This is a genomic window from Micromonospora musae, from assembly GCF_003626545.1.
Lineage (GTDB): Bacteria > Actinomycetota > Actinomycetes > Mycobacteriales > Micromonosporaceae > Micromonospora > Micromonospora musae.
Map to the genome: position 1 here is coordinate 506110 of NZ_RAZS01000001.1, position 24003 is coordinate 530112.

Sequence of the window (24003 nt, forward strand, 5' to 3'; positions counted from 1 at the left end):
GGGGCGCACAGCTTTTTGACGCCCTTTTCACGGGCCGCCCGGCTACGGGTGAACCGGGCCACAGGGACGGCCGTCCGAGCCGGCCGAATGCGGCGAGAGCTGGGCATCGGGCGCGCCGGCGCGCGCCGCGCCGTGATCCGGCGCCGGGCCCGCTCCGGTGGGCCGGGCGAGCGTCCGGACCCACCGGCAGCCGGCGCCCAGCAGCGCGGCGAACCCGATCACCGCCGAGTACGCCCAGACCTGCGCGGAGGCGCCGGTCAGCTCGCCGAACCGGTTGACCAGGAACCCGACGAAGCAGGCCACCGCCAGCACGGTGACCCCGGCCAGCGCCCGCAGGCCCGGCACGAGAACGGCGTACCCGCCGACCGTGAGCGCGACGACGGCCAGCCGCCCGGGCAGCTCACCCGAAGGGAAGAGCGCAGCGGCCAGCAACGTCGCGCCGACGACCAGCACGGCGCCCGTCGCGACGCCGATCCCGGTCGGCGTCCCCTCGTCCCGCGTCCCGCGACCGCCACGATCGACCTTCACGGCTCTGCCTCCGCCGGTGCCGAAGAGGCCCGCCTGCCGGGCCCGTCGGCCGCCATCCCATGCCGGTCCGCGCGCCGAAGTCGACGGTTTTCACGCCCCCGTGACGGGGCGAGGGGAAATCTTGACGACGCCATCACACCCGGGCGGTCCACGGCCCGGGGAGTCGATCGACGCTTGTTGACACGTCGCCGGACGGGCACAAGGGTGGGGCCATGCCGACGCTCCACCCCTCGCCGTGGCTTAAGCCGGAGCACGACGACCTGGCCGAGCTGGCCCGTACCTTCCTCACCCGGGAGGTGCTGCCGCACACCGACCGGCTGCTGGCGCAGGGGCACCCGGATCGGGAGCACTACCGCCGCGCGGGCGAGCTGGGCCTGCTCGGCCTCTCCGTTCCGGAGCAGTACGGCGGCGGGGGCGGCGACTTCACCCACGAGGCGGTGCTGCTCCAGGAGCAGACGTACGCCGGGGAGAGCAGCCTCGGCCTCGCCGTACACAGCGGAATCGTCACCGGCTACCTGGTGGCGTACGGCAGCGAGGAGCAGAAGAGGCGCTGGCTGCCCGGCCTCTGCAGCGGCGAACTGGTCGGGGCGATCGCCATGACCGAGCCCGACGGCGGCTCGGACCTGCAGGCGATGCGCACCCGCGCGGCGCGCGACGGCGACGACTACCTGGTCACCGGGGCGAAGACCTTCATCAGCAACGGTGGGCTCGCCGACCTGGTCATCGTGGCCGTCAAGACGGACCCGCAGCAGCGGGCCGCCGGCATCTCGCTGCTGGTCTGCGAGGTCGGCGGCGACCCGGCCGGCTTCCGCCGGGGCCGGCTGCTCACCAAGATCGGCCTGCACGCCAACGACACCGCCGAGCTGTTCTTCGACGGGCTCCGGGTGCCGGCCGCCAACCTGCTGGGCGACGCCGAGGGGCTCGGCTTCGTCCAGCTCATGCAGCAGCTCCCGCAGGAGCGGCTGGTGATCGGGGTGGGCGCGGTCGCCGCCATGGAGCGGGCCGTCGAGCTGACCGTGGCGTACGCGAAGGAGCGGACCGCGTTCGGCAAGCCGCTGCTCGGGCACCAGAACACCCGGATGGTGCTCGCCGAATGCGCGACCCGGACGCGGGCGAGCCGGGTCTTCCTCGATGACTGCATCGTCCGGCACGGCCGGGGCGAGCTGGACGTGCCGACCGCCGCCATGGCGAAGTACTGGCTCACCGACGGACAGTGCGAGGTCGTCGACCGATGCCTGCAACTCTTCGGCGGCTACGGCTACACCACCGAGTACCCGATCGCCCGGATGTACGCCGACGCCCGCGCCCAGAAGATCTACGGGGGCACCAACGAGATCATGAAGGAGTTGATCGCCCGTGCCCTCTGACGGCAGGCCGGCCGGAGGCAGCGGGCCGGCCGGAGGCGGCGGAGCGGCCGGAGGCGGCCGGCCGGACGGGCCCGGCGAGGACGCCCACCGGGGCGAGGCCGGCGTGCGCGGCGGGCCGCTGGCCGAGGAGAACGACGGGCTGTCGGCCACGGCGCGCGGCGGGCCGCTGGCCGGGGTGCGGGTGGTCGAGCTGGCGAGCCTCGCGCCCGCCCCGTTCGGCTGCATGGTCCTCGCCGACCTCGGCGCCGACGTGGTCCGGGTCGACCGGCCGGGCGGCCCCGCCTCCGGCCGGCTGGCCGCTCCGGTAACGGGGCCGTTGCAGCGCGGTCGGCGGGTCACCGGGCTGGACCTGAAAACCCCGGACGGCGTCGCGGCGCTGCTGAGCCTCGTGGAGCGGGCGGACGTGCTGGTCGAGGCGTACCGGCCGGGGGTGGCCGAGCGGCTGGGCTTCGGCCCGGAGCCCTGCCTGGCCCGCAACCCCGGCCTCGTGTACGCGCGGATGACGGGCTGGGGACAGGACGGGCCGCTGGCTCCCCGGGCCGGTCACGACATCGACTACATCGCGGTCTCCGGCGCGCTCGAACCGCTGGGCCGCGCCGGTGAACGCCCGTACCCGCCCACGAACCTGATAGGTGACTTCGCGGGCGGCGGGATGCTGCTCGCCGTCGGTGTGCTGGCCGCGCTGCTGGAGCGGGAACGCTCGGGGGTCGGGCAGGTGGTGGACGCCGCGATGGTCGACGGATCGGCGCTGCTAACGGCGTTCCTGCACGGGATGATCGGCACCGGTGCCTGGTCCGCGCCGCGCGGCGGCAACCTGCTCGACGGCGGCGCGCCCTTCTACGACACGTACCGCACCGCCGACGGTGGTTTCCTGGCGGTCGGCGCGCTGGAGCCGGCCTTCTACGCCGCCCTACTCACCGGCCTGGACCTGGCCGACGATCCCGACCTGCCGGCCCAGTACGACCCGGCCGGCTGGGGCGAGCTACGTCGCCGGTTCGCCGAGCGGATCGCCGGCCGTACCCGGGACGAGTGGGCGGCCGTCTTCGCCGACCTGGACGCCTGCGTGGCACCGGTGCTCGCCCCCGGCGAGGCGCACCGGCACCCGCACAACGCCGCCCGGGGGACCTTCGTGGCGGTGGGCCGGGAGATCCAGCCGGCCCCCGCGCCCCGCTTCGACCGCACGCCGGCGCCGCCCCCGACCCCCGCCCCCGACCCGGAGCGGGACGCCCTCCCCGTGCACACCATCCTGAACACCTGGCCACCCCGCCCCTGACTGGCCCACCCCCGCCCTGCCCTGCCCTGACCCGCCCGCCCGCCCGCCCGCCCCAAGATCCGCGCAAATTCACGGAAAGAGTGGCCATCCAGCCTCGGATGGCCACTCTTTCCGTGAATTTGTCCCCGCCGACGGGGCGGGGGTGCGGGGTGGGGGGTGGGTGAGACGGGGGCGGGCCGTCGCCGGGGCGGCGGCACCCTGCCCCGGCGACGGCCTGGAAGGTGGCGTGCAGCGGAGGCGGCGGGGGGTGCCGCTTCCGCTGCACGCTCGTCAGCGGTTGCCCGCGCCGGCCTTGACCTCCTCGGCCCGGTCCTGGGCGACGGCGGTCTCCGGCTCGGCCACGTCAGCGTCGCCGTGGTCCTCGTCGAGCATGGTCGCCTCGTCGAAGGGCCGCTCACCGGAGAGCACCGCCTGCGCCTGCTCCCGGTCGAACTCGCCGGTCCAGCGACCGATGAGCACGGTGGCCACGGCGTTGCCGGCGAAGTTGGTCAACGCCCGCGCCTCGGACATGAACCGGTCGATGCCCACGATCAGGCCGACGCCGTCCACCAGGTCCGGCCGGTGCGACTGGAGGCCGCCGGCGAGCGTGGCGAGGCCCGCGCCGGTGATCCCGGCGGCACCCTTCGACGCAATGATCATGAAGACCAGCAGCGAGATCTGCTCGGTCACCGAGAGCGGGTCGCCCATCGCCGAGGCGATGAAGAGCGACGCCATGGTCAGGTAGATGGCCGTGCCGTCCAGGTTGAAGGAGTACCCGGTCGGCACGGTGATGCCGACGACCGGCTTGCTGACCCCGAAGTGCTCCATCTTCGCGATGAGCCGCGGGAGCGCCGACTCCGACGACGAGGTCGAGACGATCAGCAGGAACTCGCGCCCGAGGTACCGCAGCAGCGAGAAGATCGAGATCCGGGCCACGAGCCAGAGCATGGCCCCGAGCACCACCACGACGAAGATCAGACACGTGGCGTAGAAGCCGAGCATGATCTGCGCGAGGCTCTTCAGCGCGTCCACCCCGGTCGCGCCGACCACCGCCGCGATGGCGCCGAACGCGCCGATCGGGGCCAGCCACATGATCATGGTCAGGACCTTGAAGACGAGACGCTGGGCGATGCCGACGGCGCGCAGCACCGGCTCGCCCTTGCGGCCCATACCCTGCACCGCGAAGCCGACCAGCAGCGCGACCAGGAGCGTCTGCAGCACCTCACCGCCGGTCAGCGCGGAGAGCAGCGAGGTCGGGATGATGCCGAGCAGGAAGTCGACGGTCCCCTCGCTCTCGGCGCCGGCGGCCTTCTGGCCCGCCTCGGCCAGTTCGTTGCTGAGCTGGAGCCCGGAGCCGGGGTGGACGATGTTGCCGACGACGAGGCCGATGGCCAGCGCGACTGTCGACATCACCAGGAAGTAGCCCAGCGCCAGACCACCGACCTTGCCGACCTTGGCGGCCTGCCGTACGGAGCCGACGCCGAGCACGATCGTGCAGAAGATGACCGGGCTGATCATCATCTTGATCAGCGCGACGAAGCCGGTGCCGATCGGCTTGAGCTCCTGCGCCGCGTCGGGCGCGACGAAGCCGACCAGGATGCCCGCCAGAACGGCGACGATCACCGCGAGGTACAGGAAGTGTGTTCGGTCGCGGCGGGTTCGCGCGGCCGGTGTGCTGGTGGTGGGGGTCTGCATGGCTGAGACTGTGGGCCACGTCTCAACCGGAATCAGCCTTGCGTTCATTCTGTTCACCGACCTGAGCCCACGACCGGGCCCGGACGTCACCGACCTGGCCCCGGCCGGAGCGATGCCGCACCGACCTGAACCGGCGACCCGACGGGCACGTGCACCGATCGGAACCGCCGGCCGGGCGGGGAACCCGAGTCCCGCGACGACGAGGAGACATGAGCGGACGGAAGTGGAGCATCGCCGGGCAGCTCTTCGCCCTCCAGGTCGTGGTGGTGACGTTGTTGGTGGCGGCGGCCACCGCGGGGGTCGCGCTGGTCGCCCGGGTCGACGCCCGGGAGGCGGCCCGCAAGGAGGTGCTCGCCGTCGCCGAGACGGTCGCCCGCTCCCCCGAGGTCGCCGACGCGCTGCGCGCACCCGACCCCTCGGCCGTGCTCCAGCCGTACGCCGAGTCGATCCGACGCGCGACGCAGACCGACTTCGTGGTGGTGATGGCCCCGGACCGGACCCGCTACTCGCACAAGGATCCCGCCCAGATCGGCCGACCGTTCATCGGCGAGATCGCCCCGGCGCTGGCCGGGCAGCCGATCACCGTGGTGAACACCGGCACGCTCGGCGAGTCGGTCCGCTCGGTGGTGCCGGTACGCGCCGCCGACGGCACGGTGATCGGGCTGGTGTCGGTCGGCATCACCACCGAGGCGATCAACCGGGAACTCCTCGACCGTTCACCGGTGCTGCTCGTCGCCACCGCCGCCGCCCTGGCCCTGGCCGCCGCCGGGTCCTGGCTGCTCAGCCGACGGCTGCGGCGGCAGACCCACGGTCTCGGTCCGGCGCAGATGACCCGGATGTACGAGTACTACGACGCGGTGCTGCACTCCGTCGGCGAGGGGCTCATGGTCATCGGGTCGGACCGCCGGATCGCACTGATCAACGACGAGGGTCGCCGGCTGCTGGGGCTGCCCGCCGACACCCCGCTGGTGGACCGGCCGGTGACCGAGGTGGACCTGCCGGCCACGCTGACCGAACTGATCACGAACGGGCAGACCGCCCGTGACGAGCTGATCCTGACCGCCGATCGTGCGCTGGTCGCCAACCTCCGGCCGACCGGTACCGGCGGGCACACCATGGGCACGGTGCTCACCCTGCGCGACCACACCGACCTGCGGGCCCTCACCAGTGAGCTGGACTCCGTCCGAGGGCTCACCGACGCGCTCCGGTCGCAGGCGCACGAGGCCGCGAACCGGCTGCACACCGTCCTCACCCTGGTCGAGCTGGGTCGCACCGAGGAGGCCGTACGGCTGGCCACCGAGGAGTTGGCGCTGGCGCAGCAGCTCACCGACGAGGTCGTCGGTGCGATCACCGAGCCGGCCCTGGCCGCGCTGCTGCTCGGGAAGTCGGCGCAGGCCGCCGAACGCGGCGTCGAGCTGACCGTCGATCCGGCGTCCCGGCTCGACGTCGGCACCCTGCCCGCCGGTGACCTGCTGACCGTGGTGGGGAACCTGGTCGACAACGCGCTGGAGGCGGTCGCCGCGGGACAGCCGCCCCGCCGGGTACGCGTGCACGTGGCCGAGACGGCGGGCGAGGTGCTGGTGGAGGTGACCGACAGCGGTGCGGGGCTGCCACCGGATCGGGTCGCCGACGCGTTCCGCCGGGGCTGGTCGACCAAGGCCAGCGGCCGTGGACTGGGGCTCGCCCTGGTCGGCCAGGTGCTGACCCGGCACGGCGGCCGGCACGAGGTGGCGGAGGCCGCGGACGGCGGCACGGTGTTCCGGGTACACCTTCCGCTGCCGGTGCAGCAACGCACAGGCGAGCGCAGCGAGCGAATCATCCGGCAGAGCGCGAACGTGCCTCACGCCGGTGCCGAGCGCAGCGAGGGACCGGCGTGAGCGACATCCGGGTGCTCGTCGTCGAGGACGAGGAGTTGATCGCGGAGGCACACCGCGCGTACACCGAACGGGTGCCCGGCTTCCGCGTGGTCGGCGTGGCGCACAACGCCCGGGAGGCGATGCGGGTGCTGCGGCGTACCGGTGCCGACGCGGTCGACCTGGTGCTGCTCGACCTGCACCTGCCCGACGTGCCCGGCCTGGACGTCTGCCGGGCGATGCGCGCGGCGGGCAGCGACGCGGACGTGCTCGCGGTGACCTCGGCCCGGGATCTGACGATGGTCCGCGCGGCGGTGGCCCTCGGGGTGACCCACTACCTGCTCAAGCCCTTCACGTTCGCCGCGTTCCGCGACAAGCTGGAGCGCTACGCCGAGTACCGGCGGCAGGCCTCGTCGGGCGGGGCGGTCGCCGCCCAGCACGAAGTGGACCGGATGCTCGCCACGCTGCGCGGAACGGCGCCGGACACGCTGCCCAAGGGCCTCGTCGCGCAGACCCTCGACGTCGTGCTGGACGTGCTGCGCCGCCGGCCGGGCCTCTCCGCCTCGGAGGTCGCCGAGCAGACCGGGATGTCCCGGGTGACCGCCCGGCGCTACCTGGAGCACCTGGCCGACACCGGCCGGGTGACCCGCACCCCGCGCTACGGCACGCCGGGGCGTCCCGAGGTCGAGTACCGCCCGACCTGACCGTGGCCGGCTCGTCCGCCCCGAACAGGTCGAAGTGCGAGGTCAGTGCGCGCCCCGTCCGGACGGCGGACCCGACCGGCGGGCATGATCGAGTGGGCGGCGGAACCGCCAGCGAGGAGGGAGTACGCCGTGCCGGAGACCGAGGAGCTGATCGACGCCGCTCTGACGGCCGCGCGCGGCCGGGACGTACGCCTCGCCGAACGGCAGCTGGACCGGCTCGTGGTCGGCACGGGCGGACCGGACGCCGTCGCGGAGGTGGACGCGGCGCTGCTGCGCCGGCTGACCCGCGACGTGGGGCGGCTCTGGTCGCGCGGATGGCAGCCGGTCGACCTGGCCCGGCTCGCGCACCGCCGCCTCGGGCCCCGGCCGGCGCGACTGCTGCACGACGTGCTCGCCGTGCAGCGACGGGAGCTGCCCGATCCGGTTCCGCAGTGGTGGGACGAGCAGCTTCGGGAGCTGGACGCCCGCGTGTGGTGGACGGAGGAGAGCAGTCACCTCGCGGCCTGGGCGGCGCGGGAGGGGATCGACCGGGTGACCGCCATGCGGGAGGCGGTCGACGCGCTGGCGCTCGTGGTGGCGCTGCCGCCGATCGCCGTGCTCCGCCCGCCACCCGGTGCCACGGGGGCCCGCCCGGCGACCGGAACTGCCCGCGGCGGCAGCGGCTCCCGGATCCTGGACCGGGTCCGGGCGCTGCTCGCCAAGGCCGAGTCGACCACCTTCCCGGCCGAGGCGGAGGCGCTGACCGGCAAGGCCCAGGAGCTGATCGCCCGACACCGGCTCGACGAGGCGCTGCTGGCGGCCGAGACGCAGCGGTCCGACCTGCCGGGCGGGGTGCGGTTGAGCACCGACGCCCCCTACGCCGGCGCGAAGGCGCTGCTGGTGCAGGAGGTGGCGGCGGCGAACGGGTGCGAGTCGGTCTGGTCCGACGACCTCGGCTTCGCCACTGTGCTCGGCTGGCCGGCCGACCTGGACGCGGTGGAGCTGCTCTACACCTCGCTCCTGGTGCAGGCCACCGCCGCGATGCTCGCCGGCCGGGGTGAGCGTCGGGCGTCCAGCGGGCGGCGCACCCGCGGCTACGACGACGCTTTCCTCAACGCGTTCGCGCTGCGGATCGGGGAGCGGCTGCGCGCGGCCACGGCGGCGGCGAGCCAGCAGGCGGCGCAGGAGGCCGGCGCGGAGCGGCTGCTGCCGGTGCTCGCGGCGCGGGGCGAGGCGGTACGGGAGCAGCTCGAGACGCTCTTTCCCGGGGTCACCCGGAGCAGGCTGACCGTACGCGACGAAGAGGGCTGGGCCTCCGGCACGGCGGCGGCGGATCGGGCGTCTCTCGACGTGGGCGACCCCCGGGGCGCCCGTCAGGTCCGTGGCGGCCGGCGGGGCCGCCGCTGAGCCGGCGAAACTCGCGGCGGACAACGGGCTCGACGGAACCCGACGGCGGACCGAAGGGCTCGACGGAACCCGACGGCGGACCGAAGGACACGACGGGGCCCGACAGCGGGCCGAGGGGTCATCGGTGAGCCGGCCGCCGGCGGGCCGAAATTTCTGGGATTTTCTTTCCTGGCGGATGTAGGGAGCGGGGTGTCGGCTCCGACCCCTGGGCGAGCCGCGCCACCCCACGGTCGCGGCCGGGACGTGAGGAGCAGGTTGTGAAGTACATGCTGTTGATCTGGAACCGGCCGGGTTTCGTCGAGGAGCTCTCCGAGCAGGACCGGGTGGCGCTCTTCGGCGAGGTCGACGAGATCATGAAGGAGCTCTCCGAGTCCGGCGAACTGATCGGCGGGCAGGCGCTGGCCGACCCGTCGCAGTCCCGTACGGTCCGGCTGGCCGGCGGCCACCCGGAGGTCGTCGACGGGCCGTTCCTGGAGAGCAAGGAGCAGTTCGCCGGTTACCTCGCCGTCGACTGCGACACGCCGGAGCGGGCCGCGGAGATCGCGCAGCGCTGGCCGGACGTGCGGTACGGCGGCGTCATGGAGATCCGCGCGATCATGGACGAGGCCGGGCCGGAGATGTGATGACCGGGTCGCGCGAGATCGAGGAGCTGCTGCGCACCCTGGCGCCGCAGGTCCTCGGTCTGCTCGTCCGCCGGCACGGCCAGTTCGACAGGTGCGAGGACGCGGTGCAGGAGGCGCTGCTCGCGGCGGCCCTACAGTGGCCCGGGCAGGGGGTGCCGGAGAAGCCGCGCGCCTGGCTGCTCACCGTCGCCACCCGACGGCTGACCGACGAGTGGCGCAGCGAACGGGCCCGCCGGGATCGCGAGGTCGCAGTGGCGGTACGCGAGCCGGCGTACGCCGGGGTCGCCCCGGCGGCGGACGCGGAGCCGCCGGCCGGCGACGACACGCTGCGCCTGCTCTTCCTCTGCTGCCATCCGGCGCTGGCCCGGTCGGCGCAGGTGGCGTTGACCCTGCGTGCGGTCGGCGGGCTCACCACCGCGCAGATCGCCCGCGCGTACCTGCTGCCCGAGGCGACGATGAGTCAGCGGATCCGTCGGGCCAAGCAGCGGATCGAGGCGACCGGCGCGCGGTTCACCATGCCGTCGGCGGCCGATCGGGACGAGCGGCTGAGCGCGGTACGCCAGGTCCTCTACCTGATCTTCAACGAGGGGTACACCTCCTCCGGCGGCCCGGACCTGCACCGGGCCGAGCTGACCGGCGAGGCGATCCGGTTGACCCGGATGCTGCACGCGCTGCTGCCGGACGACGGTGAGGTGACCGGTCTGCTCGCGCTGATGCTGCTCACCGACTCGCATCGGGCCGCCCGGCTGGGCCCGGGCGGCGAGCTGGTGCCGCTGGCCGAGCAGGACCGCACCCGGTGGGACCGGGCGGCCGTCGAGGAGGGCGTCGCGCTGATCACCGATTCGCTGACCTGGTCGCCGCCCGGGTCGTACCAGCTCCAGGCGGCGATCGCCGCGGTGCACGCGGAGGCGCCGTCGGCGGCCGAGACGGACTGGCCGCAGATCCTCGCGCTCTACCGGCTGCTCGCCCGGATCGCGCCGAACCCGATGGTCACCCTGAACCAGGCGGTCGCCGTGGCCATGGTGGACGGGCCCCGGGCAGGGCTCGCCATGCTCGCACCGCTCGTCGAGGACGAGCGCACCGCCGGGCATCACCGGCTCGCGGCGGTCCGCGCCCACCTGCTGGAGCTGGCCGGCGAGCCCGGTCCGGCGCGCGCGGCGTACCTGGCCGCAGCGCGGGGCACCACCAGCCTCCCCGAACAGCGGTACCTGGAGCTGCGGGCCGCCCGGCTCGTGGTGGCCGACCAACCCCGGAGGACGGATCCATGAGTACGGTGACCAGTCAACTGTCGATCTCGCTCGACGGCTACGTGGCCGGGCCCGAGCAGAGCCTCCAGGACCCACTCGGCCGGGGCGGCGAGCAGCTGCACGAGTGGGCCTACAACCTCGAGAGCTGGCGGGCGCACCACGGGTTGTCCGGTGGCGAGCCCGGAGTGGACGCGGACGTCGTGGAGGAGATGACCCGGGACGTCGGCGCGTACGTCATGGGACGGCGGATGTTCGGCGGCGGCGACGGGCCCTGGGACGAGACGTGGCGCGGCTGGTGGGGCGAGGAGCCGCCCTTCCGTACACCGGTCTTCGTGCTCACCCACCAGCCGCGCGAGCCGCTCCCGATGGCCGGCGGTACGACGTTCCGGTTCGTCACCGACGGCGTCCACTCGGCGCTGGAGCAGGCGCGGGAGGCGGCGGGTGACCGGAAGGTCGCGGTCGCCGGCGGGGCGAGCACGGTCCGGCAGTACCTGGCCGCCGGCCTGCTCGACACCCTCCAGCTGCACATCGTCCCGGTCGTTCTCGGCGGCGGCGAACGCCTCCTCACCGGCCTCGACGATCTGCGGCTCGAACAGGCGGCGGTGGTCGCCGGGCCGACCGTCACCCACGTGACGTACCGGGTGCTGCGCTGACCCGGGAGGCGTCCGGCCGCGGACCACGCGACGGCCGGACGCCCCCGGTGGATCAGGCGGTCGGGTCCACCGCGGGGCAGCGGGCACCGCGCTCCGGCACCGCCCCGTCGAGCAGGTACCGGTCCACGGCGCGGGACACGCAGCGGCTCGTCGTGTAGCTGCCGTGCCCCCAGCCGTCGTACGTCAGCAGCACGCCGTGTCGTCCGAGCTGGCGGGCCACGTTGGTCGCCCAGTTGTAGCCGCTGGCCGGGTCGTGCCGGGTGCCGGCGAGCAGCAGCGGCACGTCGGTGCGGACGCGGAGGCGGTGCTGCGGGTTCGCGACCGGGGTCGGCGTGCCCAGGCAGGTCGAGAGGGCGAAGACGGCCTGGGGATACCGCAGGTCGGGCGCGAGCCGGGCGAGCCGGCGCAGGTGGCTCGCGTACTCCCGGTAGTCGCGGACCGGCAGTGACCAGTCCTGGCAGAAGACCGCGAAGGGGTACGGGCTGACCGAGGTGCCCGCCGTGGTGCTCGACGCGGCGACCGGAGCCGGTCGGTTCGACTCCATGGTCTGGATGTCCTCCGCCAGCCCCGGCCAGTCCGGGCCGTAGAACGCCCGCTGCGCGAGCCGGCTGAGCAGGAACGGGCTCAGCAGCGCGCCGGGGCGATCGGGGTCGGTGAGTTCGCCCCGCTCGGCGCGGGACCAGAGGCCGGCCCAGACCGCCCGAACGTCCCGCCCGTGCAGCGCGCACTTCTCGGCGGTCTCGCACCAGGCGACGAACTCGTCGAACGAGTCCTCCGCGGTGACCGCCTGGGTGTCGAGGAAGGACCGGGTCGCGTGGCTGTGGTCGACGGTGCTCTCCAGCACCATGGCCCGCACCCGATGCGGGAACAGCTCGGCGTACTGGAGGCCGAGCAGGGTGCCGTACGAGCTGCCGTGGAAGGTCAACCGGCGCTCGCCCAGGGCGGCCCGGACCGCGTCCAGGTCCCGGGCCGCGCTGATCGTGTCCACGTGGTCGACGAGCGGCCCGGTCCGTGTCCGGCAGTCGACGCGCAGCCGCGCGTTGCCGGCGACGGCGGCGGCGAACTGCTCCTGGTCGGCGATCACCTGCGGCTGGGCGGCGAGCAGGTCCGTGGCGCAGACGACCGGGTGACTGCGGCCGGTGCCGCGCGGGTCGAAACTCACGATGTCGAACCGGCGGCGCAGATCGTCGCTGAACCGGTCGATGCCGGTCACCACCCGATCCACGCCACTGTCGCCGGGTCCTCCGGGACCGAAGACCAGCGCGCCCTCGCGGGCCTGCGGGTCGGTGGCCGCCCGGCGGGCGAGGGCCAGACCGAACCGCTCCCCGTCCGGGTGGTCCCAGTCGACCGGGACGGAGAGCGTTCCGCACTCGGCGGTGGCGTCCTGCTCACAGGGCTGCCAGCTGATGGTCCGGACCGGATCGGGCGGGGCCGCCGCGGCGGGCGGTCCGGCGGCGCCGACCAGCGCGGCGACCGTCGCGACCGCCAGCGTCCAGCCGACGGATTTTGCGTACGCGCAGCACGAGATGTTGTCCTCTCCTCGAAGGGGCGTTGCGGAAAGAACTCGCCCGTGGGCGAGGCGATGCTGCTTCCACCCGGGCCGTCGAGTTGCCCCTCGACGGCCCGGGGCTCCGGGCCGGACTAGTCGACCTCGCGCAGGACGCGCTCCAGTGCGGTCATCCGGTCCTCCATGGAGCCCAGCCGGCCGTCGAGCGTTGCCAGCAGGCGTTCGTTGCTCTCCTGGAGCCGGACGGCCGTCTCGGCGAGGTGGCGGTACTCCTCCTCGCGAATCCCGGCGAACCGCGCCCGCCGGGTCTTGGCGAACTGCACCACGGTCACCGTGAACACGCTGATGAGCAGGGCGAAGACACCGAACGCGCCGACCACCTCGGTCCAGTCGTGATCGCTCATGCCGGTCACCGCTCGGCTCGGTGCGGGTCGACGGTCTCCGGCGGGGTCAGCGTCCGGGCCGCCGCCGCGATGGTGCCCGGGGTGAGCCGGAGCACGAACGGTTCCACCTCGTAGTACTTCATTGCCTTCCCGTCCTCCGACAGCTCCAGGTGGGCGGACACGAGGCCGGCCGCCGTCAGCTTCCGCAGGTGGACCTGCAGCAGCGCACGGCTGATCCCGAGATCCCGGGCGAGCCGACTGACGTACGCCCGCTCCCGGGACAGCGCGGCGATCACCCGCATCCGGTGTGGATTGGCCAGGGTGCCGAGCACCCGGACCAGGTCGTCCCCCGACAGCGGTGGGTCATCACTCATGCCAAGCCCTTGCACATGCAAAGGAAAGCTAGCGGGTGAGCGTCCACGATGAACAGGGCCGCGCCCGCGACCGAGGGTGAAGTCAGGGTTGGCACCCAGGGGGTGACGGGCGGGGCCGTCAGGGGCGGCAGTCCCGCATGAGGGTCGCCGGGATCCCGGTGAATCGACTCGGGTTCATTGAAGTCGGGGTGTCCGGCTGCGGCGGATACCCCGACTTCAAGAAGGACGAGTTGACCATCGGCCGGACCGGACCACGCAGGGGTGCCGGTGACGAGCCGCCGGACCGAGGGGCTTGCAGGCAGCGCGCCGGGCCGGTGACGACCGGCCCGGCGCGTACGCGTGCGATCAGCTCTTGAAGGCGTCCTTCACCTTCTCGCCGGCCTGCTTCAGGTTGGCGGCGGCCTGGTCGTTGCGACCCTCCGCCTCCAGCCGCTCGTCGTCGGTGGCCCGGCCGGTGTGCTCCTTGACCTTGCCGGCCGCGTTCTCGGCCGCGTTGCTGACCTTGTCGTCGATACCCATGACGGCACCTCCCGTGCAAGACGTCGCTACGCCCGCACAGTTACCCACCCCCACCCACCCCCAACCCACCCCCACGCCCCCGTTGACCATGAGGTTGACGGGGATCCGGAGATCGAATCGCCCGCCAACTTCATGATCAACGCCGAGAGCGGCGGGGGGTCAGGGGGTGGTGAGGGGGCGGAAGCGGCGCAGGCGGAGGCTGTTGGCGACCACGAAGACCGAGGAGAGCGCCATCGTCCCGCCGGCGATCATCGGGTTGAGCAGCCCGGCCGCGGCCAGCGGCAGCGCCGCGACGTTGTAGCCGAACGCCCAGACCAGGTTCCCCCGGATGGTGTTCAAGGTGCGCCGGGCCAGCCGGACGGCGTCCGCCGCGGCGGTCAGGTCGCCCCGGACCAGGGTCAGGTCGGACGCCTCGATCGCCACGTCGGTGCCGGTGCCCATGGCCAGGCCCAGGTCGGCCTGGGCCAGCGCGGCCGCGTCGTTCACGCCGTCGCCGACCATGGCGACGACGCGCCCCTCGCGTTGCAGGCGGGCGACCACGTCCACCTTCTCCGCCGGCAACACCTCGGCGATCACCTCGTCGATGCCGACCTCCTCGGCGACCGCGCGGGCGACCGTGGCGTTGTCCCCGGTGAGCAGCACGGGGTGCAGCCCCAGCTCGCGCAACCGGGCCACCGCGGCCCGGCTGGTCGGCTTCACGGCGTCGGCGACCGCGAGCAGGCCGCGGGCCCGCCCGTCCCAGCCGGCGAGCACCGCCGTCCGACCGGCTGCCTCCGCGTCGGTCACCGCCCGCTCCACCTCCGGAGGTACGTCGAAGCCGCGCTCGCGCAGCAGCCGGAGCCGCCCAACCACCACCGCGCGCCCCTCGACGACGCCTGTCACACCGAGCCCTTCGACGTTGGCGAACTCGGTGACGGGCGGCAGTGCGCCGGCCTCGGCCGCGCCGGCGGCGACCGCCCGGGCTACCGGGTGCTCGGAGGCGGCCTCCAGTGCGCCGGTGAGCCGGAGCAGCTCCGCGGCCTCGACGCCCTCGGCGGGCGCCACCTCCGCCAGCGTCATCCGCCCGGTGGTCACGGTGCCGGTCTTGTCCAGCACCACGGTGTCGACCCTCCGGGTGTTCTCCAGCACCTCCGGACCCTTGATCAGGATGCCGAGCTGGGCGCCCCGGCCGGTGCCGACGAGCAGCGCGGTGGGCGTGGCGAGGCCCAGCGCACACGGGCAGGCGATGATCAGCACCGCGACGGCGGCGGTGAACGCGGCGGTCGGCCCGCCGCCCGTGCCGAGCCACCAGCCGAGGGTGCCGACGGCCAGGGCGATCACGATCGGCACGAAGACACCGGAGATCCGGTCCGCGAGCCGCTGCGCCGCCGCCTTGCCGCTCTGCGCCTGCTCGACCAGGCGGGCCATCTGCGCGAGCTGGGTGTCACCGCCGATCCGCGTGGCGGTGACCACGAGCCGTCCACCGGCGTTGACCGTGGCGCCGACGACGGCGTCACCCGGGCCGACCTCGACCGGTACGGACTCGCCGGTCAGCATGCTCGCGTCGACCGCCGAGGTGCCCTCGTCGACCACCCCGTCGGTGGCGATCTTCTCGCCCGGCCGTACGACGAACCGGTCCCCGACGGCGAGCTGCTCGACCGGGACGCGGGTCTCCACCCCGCCGCGCAGCACGGCGACGTCCCGCGCGCCGAGTTCGAGCAGCGCGCGCAGCGCCGCCCCGGCGTTGCGCTTCGAGCGGGCCTCGAAGTAGCGGCCGGCGAGGATGAAGAGAGTGACCCCGGCCGCCGCCTCCAGGTAGATGTTCCCGGCGCCGTCGGAGCGGGCGATGGCGAAGCTGAACGGGTGCGTCATGCCGGGCGTTCCCGCGTCGCCGAGGAAGAGCGCCCAGAGCGACCAGCCGAACGCCGCGAGAGTGCCCACCGAGACCAGGGTGTCCATGGTGGCGGCGCCGTGCCGCAGGTTGATCAGCGCGGCCCGGTGGAACGGCAGCCCGCCCCAGACCACGACCGGGGCGGCCAGGGTCAGCGACAGCCACTGCCAGTAGTCGAACTGCCAGGCCGGCACCATGGCGAGCACGATCACCGGGACGGTCAGCGCCACCGACGTCCAGAGCCGGTTGCGCAGGCCGCGCAGTTCGTCGATGGGCGCCTCGGCGGCCGGCGTGCCGGCGGGCGTGGGTGGCGGCGGCAGCTTCGCCGTGTAGCCGGTCTTCTCCACGGTGGCGATCAGCTCGTCGGGGGTGACCTCGTCGGCGAAGCGGACGGTGGCCTTCTCCGTCGCGTAGTTGACGGTGGCGGAGACGCCCTCCATCCGGTTCAGCTTCTTCTCGATGCGCGCCGCGCAGGAGGCGCAGGTCATGCCGCCGATGGCGAGTTCGATGAGATTCGGCGCCGTCGGCAGCGGGGTGCTGCTGCTGGTGGTGGTCATGACGCCTCCCGTCAGTCGTGCCCGTGGCCGGGCCCACCGTGTTCGGCGGTACCGGTCGGGGCGGGGGCGGTCGGGACGGCGGCCGGGCTCTCGTCGGCCAGCGCGACGCCGGCCACCACGGTGAACTCGGCGGTGCGCACGACGCCGCCGTGCTTGAAGTCGAGGTAGAGACGGTAGGTGCCGGCGGCGGGCACCTCGGCCAGGAAGCGGACGGCCGGCCCGCGCGCGGTCCGCCCGTCGCCGGGCTCGCCGTCCGGGTGGACGTGCAGGTACGCGAGGTCGCCCTGGCGGAGTGCCACCAGGTGACCGTACGCGCCGAGGTAGGGCTCCAGGTCGGTGACCGGCGCGCCGTCACGGCTGACGGTCAGGGTCAGCTCGGCGGTACGGCCGGGCTGCGTGTCACCGGCGAGCGTGACGGTGTACCCGTCGACAGTGGTGCTGGTCGCCGGCGCCGGCAGCGACCGGGGGGTCAGCGCACCGGGCACGGTCACGTCGACGCCGAGCGTCAACGGGTCGCCCCCGGTGGGGGTGAAGTCGGCGAAGGCCCGCCACACGCCCGGCCCGGCCAGCGGGGAGGCGACCCGCCAGGTGCCGTCCGAGCCGAGTTCGGGGTGTACGTGCCGGAAGCCGGAGAGGTCGCGCCGGGCGACGATGAGGTGCATCCGCTCGTCGTGCGCCACGTCGTACCGGGTGACCGGCCGGCCGTCGTGGTCGGTGATCCGGAAGGCGAACTCGCCGGCCGGGGCGGTGACGGGGGCGAGCGTGTAGCCCCGGTCGGAGACGAGCAGGCCGCCGGGGAGGTGTTCGTCCTCGGTCCCGCCGTGTCCCGGATCGTCCTGGGTGCCGTGTTCGGCGGTCGCCGGGCCCTCGTGCCGGGATTCGGCGGCCGGGGTGACGGGGTCGGCCACTCGGCCGACCCCGTACGCCGCGCCGAACACCGCCGCGAGGCCGAGCGCGAAGCCGCCCAGCTTCATGGGTGTGTTCATCGGTGTGACCTCGTTTCCGGGTCAGCCGCCGCTCACTCGCCGACGAGGTCGTAACCGGCCTCGTCGACGGCGGAGCGCACGGCACTGGTCTCCAGCGGGCCGTCGCTGGTGACGGTGACCTGGCCGGTGGCCAGGTCGACCTGGACGTCGCTGACGCCGGCGACGGCGCCGACCTCGGCGCTGACCGCGCTCACGCAGTGTCCGCAGGTCATGCCCTGCACCTGGTACGTCGTGGTGACCATCGGAGCTCTCCTTCCGCCGCACAGCCCATACCCCCGGGGGGTAAGAGCCGGACAAACTTCCGCCCTAGTCGCTGTACCGGTACCCGGCGGGGGTATCGGCTCCTGCGAGGACCGTACCATACCCCCTGGGGGTAGGCTATCCTTGCGCCATGACCACACCGACCCCCATCCGCGGATACACGGCCAGCAAGGACCAGCTGCTCGCCCGGCTGCGCCGCATCGAGGGGCAGGTACGCGGCGTCGAGAAGATGGTCGACGAGGACCGTTACTGCATCGACGTGCTCACCCAGATCTCCGCGGTCCAGGCCGCGCTGGACAAGGTCGCCCTCGGGCTGCTCGACGGCCACGCCCGGCACTGCATGCACGAGGGAGCGGCCGAGGGGCGCGCCGACGAGATGGCCAGCGAGATGATGGCCGCGGTCGGTCGGCTCATGAAGCGCGGCTGACCCGGCCGCCCCGCGGCGCCCGACGCCTCCTCGGCTCGTGGCAGGGCGCGGCTCTCAGCCCGCGTTCGGCGCGCCGAGGCGTACCCGGCGCAGCAGTTGGGCGTTGAGCGCCACCACGATGGTGGAGCCCGACATCAGCACCGCGGCGACGGCGGGGCTCAACGACAATCCGACGCCGGCCAGCACCCCGGCCGCCAGCGGCAGGGCCACCACGTTGTAGCCCGCCGCCCAGGCGAGGTTCTGCAGCATCTTGCGGTACGAGGCACGCGAGAGCCGGATGACCGCCCCCACCCCGCGCGGGTCGGAGGAGGCGAGCACCACCCCGGCGGACTCGATGGCCACGTCCGTGCCGGCGCCGATGGCGATCCCCACGTCGGCCCGGGCCAGCGCCGGCGCGTCGTTCACCCCGTCGCCGACCATCGCCACGGTCAACCCACGCCGCCGCAGTTCGGTCACCTTGGCGTCCTTCTGCGCCGGCAGCACCTCCGCGAACACCTCGTCGCCGGGACCGAACCCGAGGTCCGCGGCGACCGCCTCGGCCACCGGCCGGGCATCCCCGGTGATCATCGCGAGGGTCCGTACGCCCTGCGCCCGCAGCTCGGCGACCGCGTCGCGCGCCTCGGGGCGCAGCTCGTCGGTGAGCGCCAGCGCACCGAGCACCCCGTCCGGCAGCCGCACCAGGTGCAGCACCACCGCGCCCCGGCCGGCCCAGTGGTCGGTTTCGGCGCGCAGCTCGTCGGGGAGGCGTACGCCCAGCTCGCGCAGGAGCGCCGGCCCGCCCACCGCGTACCTCCGGCCCGCCACGGTGGCCTCCACCCCACGGCCTGGCCGGGACCGGAACCCGGTGGCCGCGACGGCCCCACCACGCTCCCCCGCCGCCGCGACGATCGCCCGGGCCATCGGATGCTCGCTCTCCGCCTCGATTCCGGCGGCGAGCCGCAGCAGCTCGTCGGGCTCGATGCCGGGGACCGTGGCCAGGTCGGTCACCACGTGCTCGCCGCGGGTGAGGGTGCCGGTCTTGTCGAACAGCACGGCGTCGACGGTCCGCATCCGCTCCAGCGCCAGCCGGTCCTTGACCAGGATCCCGGACTTCGCGGCCACCGCCGTGGAGAGCGCGATCACCAGCGGGATCGCCAGACCGAGTGCGTGCGGGCAGGCGATGACCAGCACGGTGACGGCCCGGACCACCGCCTCGTCGCCCCGGCCCATCAACGTCCACGCCAGCACCGTCACCACGGCTGTCGCCATGGCGACGTAGAACAGCGCCGCGGCGAACCGGTCGGCCAGCACCTGGGCCCGCCCGCTGGACTGCTGCGCCTCGGCGACCATGCGTTGGATGCCCGCCAGCGTGGTCTGCTCCCCGACCGCCTCGACCCGGATCCGCAGCGCCGAGTCGGCGGCCACCGTGCCCGCCACCACCCGATCGCCGACGGACCGGGACACCGGCCGGGACTCCCCGGTGATCATCGACTCGTCCAGCTCGGCGGCGCCGTCCACCACGCGTCCGTCCGCCGGCACCCGGCCACCGGGCCGGACCAGCACCACGTCACCGACCCGCAGGCCGGTCACCGGCACCGGCTCGGTCCGGCCGTCCTCGGTGACCCGCTCGGCCTGGTCGGGCAGGAGTGCGGCGAGCGCCGCGAGCGCCCCGCGCGCCTGCCCGATCGCCCGCATCTCCTGCCAGTGTCCGAGCAGCATGATGGTGACCAGAGCCGCCAGCTCCCACCAGAAGTCCAGGTCGAAGGCGCCCAGGCTGGTGGCGAGCGACGCGCCGTACGCGACGGTGATCGCCATGGCGACGAGCAGCATCATGCCCGGCGCCCGGTCCCGCACCTCGCGTACCGCGCCGACCAGGAACGGCCAGCCACCCCACCAGAACACCACCGAGCCGAGCACCGGCCCGACCCAGGTGAGGCCCGGCGCGTCGAGCCGGTAACCGAGCCACTCCATGACCATGTGGCTGGTGACCACGACCGGCACGGTGAGCGCCAGACAGATCCAGAACCGCCGCCGGAACATCGCCGGGTCGTGGCCGGCGTGCTTGTCGTGGCCACCCCGGCCGTGGTCCGGCTCGGCTGCGCCCGGGTGGTGCGGTGACGGATCTGCGGCCATGAACCCAACATGCCCCGTCGGCCGCCGCCGTGGGGGCCTTCGCCGTCATGACGTGACACCGTCGGCGTGAACAGGCGCCGGAGGGTCGCCATGGTTAGCATTCCGACGATGACTCTCCGGATCTTTCGTGGCGGGGCGGTCCCGCGCCGCTGAGCCGATCGCCCCACCGGCACGTACCCTGCCCCGGATTCGTTGGGAGATTCGTAATGGGCGCCGACCACAGCCGTCCCGCACCGTCCACCCCACCGGGGGTGCGACGGATCCTCCTCGTGACGGTCGTCCCGCTCGTCCTCGCCACCGTGGTCGCCGCCCTGGTGCTCTGGCCCCGCGACGTTCCGGAGACGGAGGGCAGCGGCGATCCGGCCCGGTATCACGGCACCGTCACCCGGGTGGTGAGCGAGGCCTGCTCCCCGGTGTCGGAGACGCCGGAGGGGACGCCCGGTGGACGGCCACAGCGCTGCGGCACGGTGACCGTACGTGTGCAGGACGGCCCGGCCGCCGGTCAGCAGGTCGAGGCGCCGGTCCCGGACGGTCCGGGGGCACCGGTCGTCGAGGCGGGCGACGAGGTGATCATGGTGCAGCTGACCGATCCGACCGACCCCTCGTCGTCGAGTTGGAACGTCGCCGAGCACCAGCGCGGCCAGCCGCTCGTCTGGCTGGCGCTGATCTTCGCCGGGGCGATCGTCGCGTTCGGACGGTGGCGGGGCCTGGCCGCGCTCGCCGGCCTCGCCGCGAGCTTCGGCATCCTGCTCACCTTCGTCCTGCCCGGCATCGGCGCGGGGCACTCACCGCTGCTGGTCGCCGTGGTCGGCGCCGCCCTGATCATGTTCGTGGTGCTCTACCTGACGCACGGCGTGACCGCGCAGACCTCGGTCGCCGTGCTCGGCACCCTCGGCAGCCTGGTGCTCACCGGCGTCCTCGGCGCGGCTGCCACCGCCGCCACCCACCTCACCGGCTTCGGCAGCGAGGACGCCCTGACGCTCTCGATGTTCCGCGGCGACGTGGACCTGCGGGGCCTGCTGCTCGCCGGGATCATCATCGGGTCGCTCGGCGTGCTCGACGACGTCACGGTCACCCAGGCGGCCACGGTCACCGAGCTGGCCCACGCGAACCCGGGGTTGTCCCGGCTCCAGCTCTACCGGGCCGCGACCCGGGTCGGCCGCGCGCACATCGCGTCCACGGTGAACACCATCGTGCTCGCGTACGCGGGCGCCTCGCTGCCGCTGCTGCTCCTGCTCACCGCCGACTCGCGCCCGGTGGGTCAGCTCCTCACCAGCGAGTTCCTGGCCCAGGAGATCGTCCGTAGCGCGGTCGCGACGCTCGGGCTGATCGCCGCCGTCCCGCTCACCACCGGCCTGGCCGCGATCGTCACGACGGCCGGACGCTCAGTCGCCGCACCGGCCGACGGCGAGGCGAAGCCCACCCACCCGACCACCCGGCCCGCCCCGGACCGGAGCGACGTGTTGGAGGCGCTGGGCGCCGGGCGACACGACCCGAGCCCGATCCCACCCCCCGCCACCCCCGGTGGCCGGCCCGACCCGGACAGGAGAACGGAGAGCGCATGGTGACACTCCTCAACGTGACCGCGCAGGCTCGCCGGCCTGGCAGCTGCGCCACTGGTTACCCAGCGCTATGGCGAAATGACGCCTTTAGTCGGCATCCGGGCGTAGCTCCCCGGCCGGGCTCTCGGGTAACCTCGCTGCCGGTAACCGCCGAAGGCGCGCAGCGGCGCCTGCGGTACCACCGCCCAATCGCCGGACGGCGAGCCGGGAACCCAGGTACCTGGGGTGAGTCCGCGTCAGCGGTAGGGGCCACTTCCGCCCCGAACCCGTCAGCTAACCCGGTCGGCGGTCGACGGAAGGGAAAACTGTGACGGCACCCCTACGCCGCTGGTTGATACCCGTGGTGGCCGTGATCGCCGCGCTGACCGTGCTCGCCGGGCCCCTCCCGGCGTCCGCCGCACCCAAGCCGGCCGTTCCGTCCGGGCACGAGGACGACGACCCGCCACTGCTCACCGACGTCGTCGAGACGACGAACCGCAACTACACCGCGGCCAAGGCCAAGCTGGAGAAGTCCAAGAAGCGCCAGGTGGAGCTGGGCCTGGACGTCAAGCGGGCCGAGGCCGAGCTGAACGCGTTGGCGCCGCAGGTCGGCCAGGTCGCCGCCCAGTCGTACCGCACCGGTCGGATGGGCGCGGTCGGGATGTTGCTGTCGAGCAACGACCCGGACTCCTTCGTGGAGCGGGTGATGGGCCTCGACGAACTCAACATGGTCAACTCGCAGAAGCTGTCCCGGATCAACGAGGTCAAGCACCGCGCCGAGCTCGCCAAGCTGGCGATCGACACCGAGGTCCGCGAGCAGCAGAAGCAGGCCGCCATCATGGCCAAGCAGAAGCGCGAGGCGGACAAGGCCCTGGCCCTGGTCGGCGGAAAGGGCTTCACCGGCGGTCTCGTCTCGGCCACCTCGCCGGTGGCGAGGATGGGTCCCGGCCGGACGGCCGACGGCGACTGGAAGCCGATGTCGTGCAGTGAGCCCGACCCGACCACCTCGGGCTGCATCACGCCCCGCACGCTGCACGCCTACAAGGAGGTCAAGCGAGCCGGCTTCAACCGGTTCGTCGGCTGCTACCGACCGGGCGGGCCGTGGGAGCACCCGAAGGGCCGGGCCTGCGACTGGTCCCTGCAGAAGAGCGGCTTCTCGCCCTGGCACAACGACGACACCCGGATGTACGGCAACAACGTCGCCGCGTTCCTCATTCGCAACGCCGACCGGCTCGGCATCTACTACGTGATCTGGAACCGGCAGATCTGGTTCCCGGCCACCGGCTGGAAGTCCTACAGCGGCCCGTCCAACCACACGGACCACGTGCACATGTCGCTGCTGTAGCGACCGGTTGAGAACGGCAAGGGCCGCCCCGCATTCGCGGGGCGGCCCTCTCGCTTCTCCTGGCGTCGTGGAGGGTGTCAGCCCGCCGTCGGATCCGCGCCCGCCGCGGGCGGAAGCACCCCGGCGACCTGACGGACCTCGCCGGCGGCGAGCCGGTACGACATGCCGACCACCCCGCACCGCCCGGCCTCGACCTCGGCGGCCAGCACTGCCGAGTTCTCGAGCAGCGCCTCGACGGTCTGCGCGATGTGGAGGTCGATGATCCGGTCGAGGTCGTCGACCCCCTCGGCGGCGGCGCGACGCAGGCTGGGCAGCACGGCGTCCACCACCGCGCCCAGGTGACCGGGGGGCTGCGTGCCGGTGTCGAGCGACTCCCGGGCCGCCTTCACGGCCCCGCACGAGTCGTGCCCGAGCACCACGACCAGCGGCGCGCGCAGCACCGTGACCGCGTACTCGACGCTGCCCAGCACCTCCGGCCCGGTGGTGTGCCCGGCCGTACGCACCACGAAGAGGTCGCCCAGCCCACGGTCGAAGATGATCTCGGCGGCGAGGCGGGAGTCGGAGCAGCCCACGATCACCGCGAACGGGTGCTGCTCGTCGGCGACCGCGGCCCGGTGGCCGGCGTCCTGGTTGGGGTGGCTCGGGGTGCCGGTGACGAAGCGGTGGTTGCCCTCGATCAGCTCGGCGAGCGCCTGCTCCGGACGCAGCACCGGCGTTTCGGGTCCACTCATCCCCGCACCTCGACTTCCTATGCGATCGGTGTGATCACCCACGGTGACCGCCGCGGGCTCCCGTCCACGGTCACACCCACCC

22 protein-coding genes and 1 riboswitch are annotated in these 24003 nt (G+C 73.7%); of the genes, 11 read left to right on the forward strand and 11 right to left on the reverse strand.

Annotated features, from left to right (window positions below):
- Window positions 1-42: 42 nt before the first annotated feature.
- Window positions 43-528 carry a hypothetical protein gene (locus D7147_RS32580; RefSeq protein WP_199734055.1) on the reverse strand — a complete coding sequence of 162 codons (486 nt, stop codon included), beginning with the start codon at window positions 526-528 and terminating at the stop codon, window positions 43-45.
- A gap of 212 nt (window positions 529-740) precedes the next feature.
- Between D7147_RS32580 and D7147_RS02395 the strand changes: the two genes are divergently transcribed.
- Window positions 741-1895: an acyl-CoA dehydrogenase family protein gene (locus tag D7147_RS02395; protein WP_120673571.1), complete on the forward strand. Its 1155-nt coding sequence runs from the start codon at window positions 741-743 to the stop codon at window positions 1893-1895.
- 139 nt (window positions 1896-2034) lie between these two features.
- A complete protein-coding gene (locus D7147_RS02400; RefSeq protein WP_120673960.1) occupies window positions 2035-3168 on the forward strand; it encodes a CaiB/BaiF CoA transferase family protein in 1134 nt (377 codons plus the stop codon).
- Between the two features lie 270 nt (window positions 3169-3438).
- Here D7147_RS02400 and D7147_RS02405 read toward each other — a convergent pair whose 3' ends face one another.
- On the reverse strand, window positions 3439-4842 hold the full coding sequence (locus tag D7147_RS02405; protein ID WP_120673572.1) for a cation:dicarboxylate symporter family transporter: 1404 nt from the start codon (window positions 4840-4842) through the stop codon (window positions 3439-3441).
- 209 nt (window positions 4843-5051) lie between these two features.
- On the opposite strand from D7147_RS02405, the gene D7147_RS02410 reads away from it, so the two are divergent.
- The 6 genes from D7147_RS02410 (at window position 5052) to D7147_RS02435 (ending at window position 11308) form a co-directional block, all read left to right on the forward strand.
- Complete coding sequence (locus tag D7147_RS02410; protein ID WP_120673573.1) at window positions 5052-6719, forward strand: sensor histidine kinase; 1668 nt, start codon at window positions 5052-5054, stop codon at window positions 6717-6719.
- A complete protein-coding gene (locus D7147_RS02415) occupies window positions 6716-7399 on the forward strand; it encodes a response regulator (RefSeq protein WP_120673574.1) in 684 nt (227 codons plus the stop codon). Before D7147_RS02410 ends, D7147_RS02415 begins: the two co-directional genes overlap by 4 nt.
- Before the next feature lie 129 nt (window positions 7400-7528).
- Window positions 7529-8785 carry a DUF2786 domain-containing protein gene (locus D7147_RS02420; protein WP_120673575.1) on the forward strand — a complete coding sequence of 419 codons (1257 nt, stop codon included), beginning with the start codon at window positions 7529-7531 and terminating at the stop codon, window positions 8783-8785.
- A gap of 266 nt (window positions 8786-9051) precedes the next feature.
- Window positions 9052-9408, forward strand: a complete 357-nt coding sequence (locus tag D7147_RS02425) for a YciI family protein (RefSeq protein WP_233562913.1) — start codon at window positions 9052-9054, stop codon at window positions 9406-9408.
- The gene (locus D7147_RS02430; RefSeq protein ID WP_120673577.1) at window positions 9408-10676 is read left to right on the forward strand and encodes an RNA polymerase sigma factor; all 1269 of its coding nucleotides are present in this window, start codon (window positions 9408-9410) and stop codon (window positions 10674-10676) included. Before D7147_RS02425 ends, D7147_RS02430 begins: the two co-directional genes overlap by 1 nt.
- Window positions 10673-11308, forward strand: a complete 636-nt coding sequence (locus D7147_RS02435; protein ID WP_120673578.1) for a dihydrofolate reductase family protein — start codon at window positions 10673-10675, stop codon at window positions 11306-11308. The genes D7147_RS02430 and D7147_RS02435 overlap by 4 nt, the downstream gene beginning before the upstream one ends.
- Window positions 11309-11360: 52 nt before the next feature.
- Here the strand turns inward: D7147_RS02435 and D7147_RS02440 are convergent, their stop codons facing one another.
- The 7 genes from D7147_RS02440 to D7147_RS02470 all read right to left on the reverse strand — a co-directional run bounded on the left by D7147_RS02440 (window position 11361) and on the right by D7147_RS02470 (window position 17746).
- Window positions 11361-12521 carry an alpha/beta hydrolase gene (locus tag D7147_RS02440; protein ID WP_233562880.1) on the reverse strand — a complete coding sequence of 387 codons (1161 nt, stop codon included), beginning with the start codon at window positions 12519-12521 and terminating at the stop codon, window positions 11361-11363.
- A gap of 428 nt (window positions 12522-12949) precedes the next feature.
- Window positions 12950-13219, reverse strand: coding sequence for a hypothetical protein (locus tag D7147_RS02445; protein ID WP_120673961.1), 270 nt, complete (start codon window positions 13217-13219; stop codon window positions 12950-12952).
- A 5-nt stretch (window positions 13220-13224) separates the two neighbouring features.
- Window positions 13225-13572 carry an ArsR/SmtB family transcription factor gene (locus D7147_RS02450; RefSeq protein ID WP_120673580.1) on the reverse strand — a complete coding sequence of 116 codons (348 nt, stop codon included), beginning with the start codon at window positions 13570-13572 and terminating at the stop codon, window positions 13225-13227.
- Window positions 13573-13917: 345 nt separating this feature from the next.
- Window positions 13918-14091 carry a CsbD family protein gene (locus D7147_RS02455; protein WP_120673581.1) on the reverse strand — a complete coding sequence of 58 codons (174 nt, stop codon included), beginning with the start codon at window positions 14089-14091 and terminating at the stop codon, window positions 13918-13920.
- A 159-nt stretch (window positions 14092-14250) separates the two neighbouring features.
- A complete protein-coding gene (locus tag D7147_RS02460; protein WP_120673582.1) occupies window positions 14251-16518 on the reverse strand; it encodes a heavy metal translocating P-type ATPase in 2268 nt (755 codons plus the stop codon).
- A gap of 11 nt (window positions 16519-16529) precedes the next feature.
- The gene (locus tag D7147_RS02465; protein WP_120673583.1) at window positions 16530-17504 is read right to left on the reverse strand and encodes a hypothetical protein; all 975 of its coding nucleotides are present in this window, start codon (window positions 17502-17504) and stop codon (window positions 16530-16532) included.
- Window positions 17505-17536: 32 nt separating this feature from the next.
- A complete protein-coding gene (locus tag D7147_RS02470) occupies window positions 17537-17746 on the reverse strand; it encodes a heavy-metal-associated domain-containing protein (protein WP_120673584.1) in 210 nt (69 codons plus the stop codon).
- A 149-nt stretch (window positions 17747-17895) separates the two neighbouring features.
- Here D7147_RS02470 and D7147_RS02475 point away from each other — a divergent pair, with 149 nt between their 5' ends.
- Window positions 17896-18192, forward strand: coding sequence for a metal-sensitive transcriptional regulator (locus D7147_RS02475; protein ID WP_120673585.1), 297 nt, complete (start codon window positions 17896-17898; stop codon window positions 18190-18192).
- Between the two features lie 54 nt (window positions 18193-18246).
- On the opposite strand, the gene D7147_RS02480 is transcribed toward D7147_RS02475, so the two are convergent.
- Window positions 18247-20304, reverse strand: a complete 2058-nt coding sequence (locus tag D7147_RS02480; protein WP_120673586.1) for a heavy metal translocating P-type ATPase — start codon at window positions 20302-20304, stop codon at window positions 18247-18249.
- A 206-nt stretch (window positions 20305-20510) separates the two neighbouring features.
- Between D7147_RS02480 and D7147_RS02485 the strand changes: the two genes are divergently transcribed.
- On the forward strand, window positions 20511-21872 hold the full coding sequence (locus tag D7147_RS02485; protein WP_120673587.1) for a YibE/F family protein: 1362 nt from the start codon (window positions 20511-20513) through the stop codon (window positions 21870-21872).
- 166 nt (window positions 21873-22038) lie between these two features.
- Window positions 22039-22170, forward strand: a riboswitch (cyclic di-AMP (ydaO/yuaA leader).
- 3 nt (window positions 22171-22173) lie between these two features.
- Complete coding sequence (locus D7147_RS02490) at window positions 22174-23190, forward strand: coiled-coil domain-containing protein (protein ID WP_120673588.1); 1017 nt, start codon at window positions 22174-22176, stop codon at window positions 23188-23190.
- Between the two features lie 77 nt (window positions 23191-23267).
- On the opposite strand, the gene D7147_RS02495 is transcribed toward D7147_RS02490, so the two are convergent.
- Window positions 23268-23921, reverse strand: a complete 654-nt coding sequence (locus tag D7147_RS02495; protein ID WP_120673589.1) for a carbonic anhydrase — start codon at window positions 23919-23921, stop codon at window positions 23268-23270.
- Between the last annotated feature and the right edge of the window lie 82 nt (window positions 23922-24003).

Bases quoted from the DNA above. Each gene is read 5' to 3' on its own strand.
- D7147_RS02395 (WP_120673571.1), top strand. From the start codon at position 741: ATGCCGACGCTCCACCCCTCGCCGTGGCTTAAGCCGGAGCACGACGAC.
- D7147_RS02405 (WP_120673572.1), bottom strand. From the start codon at position 4,842: ATGCAGACCCCCACCACCAGCACACCGGCCGCGCGAACCCGCCGCGAC.
- D7147_RS02410 (WP_120673573.1), top strand. From the start codon at position 5,052: ATGAGCGGACGGAAGTGGAGCATCGCCGGGCAGCTCTTCGCCCTCCAG.
- D7147_RS02425 (WP_233562913.1), top strand. From the start codon at position 9,052: ATGCTGTTGATCTGGAACCGGCCGGGTTTCGTCGAGGAGCTCTCCGAG.
- D7147_RS02430 (WP_120673577.1), top strand. From the start codon at position 9,408: ATGACCGGGTCGCGCGAGATCGAGGAGCTGCTGCGCACCCTGGCGCCG.
- D7147_RS02435 (WP_120673578.1), top strand. From the start codon at position 10,673: ATGAGTACGGTGACCAGTCAACTGTCGATCTCGCTCGACGGCTACGTG.
- D7147_RS02445 (WP_120673961.1), bottom strand. From the start codon at position 13,219: ATGAGCGATCACGACTGGACCGAGGTGGTCGGCGCGTTCGGTGTCTTC.
- D7147_RS02450 (WP_120673580.1), bottom strand. From the start codon at position 13,572: ATGAGTGATGACCCACCGCTGTCGGGGGACGACCTGGTCCGGGTGCTC.
- D7147_RS02455 (WP_120673581.1), bottom strand. From the start codon at position 14,091: ATGGGTATCGACGACAAGGTCAGCAACGCGGCCGAGAACGCGGCCGGC.
- D7147_RS02460 (WP_120673582.1), bottom strand. From the start codon at position 16,518: ATGACCACCACCAGCAGCAGCACCCCGCTGCCGACGGCGCCGAATCTC.
- D7147_RS02465 (WP_120673583.1), bottom strand. From the start codon at position 17,504: ATGAACACACCCATGAAGCTGGGCGGCTTCGCGCTCGGCCTCGCGGCG.
- D7147_RS02470 (WP_120673584.1), bottom strand. From the start codon at position 17,746: ATGGTCACCACGACGTACCAGGTGCAGGGCATGACCTGCGGACACTGC.
- D7147_RS02475 (WP_120673585.1), top strand. From the start codon at position 17,896: ATGACCACACCGACCCCCATCCGCGGATACACGGCCAGCAAGGACCAG.
- D7147_RS02480 (WP_120673586.1), bottom strand. From the start codon at position 20,304: ATGGCCGCAGATCCGTCACCGCACCACCCGGGCGCAGCCGAGCCGGAC.
- D7147_RS02485 (WP_120673587.1), top strand. From the start codon at position 20,511: ATGGGCGCCGACCACAGCCGTCCCGCACCGTCCACCCCACCGGGGGTG.
- D7147_RS02495 (WP_120673589.1), bottom strand. From the start codon at position 23,921: ATGAGTGGACCCGAAACGCCGGTGCTGCGTCCGGAGCAGGCGCTCGCC.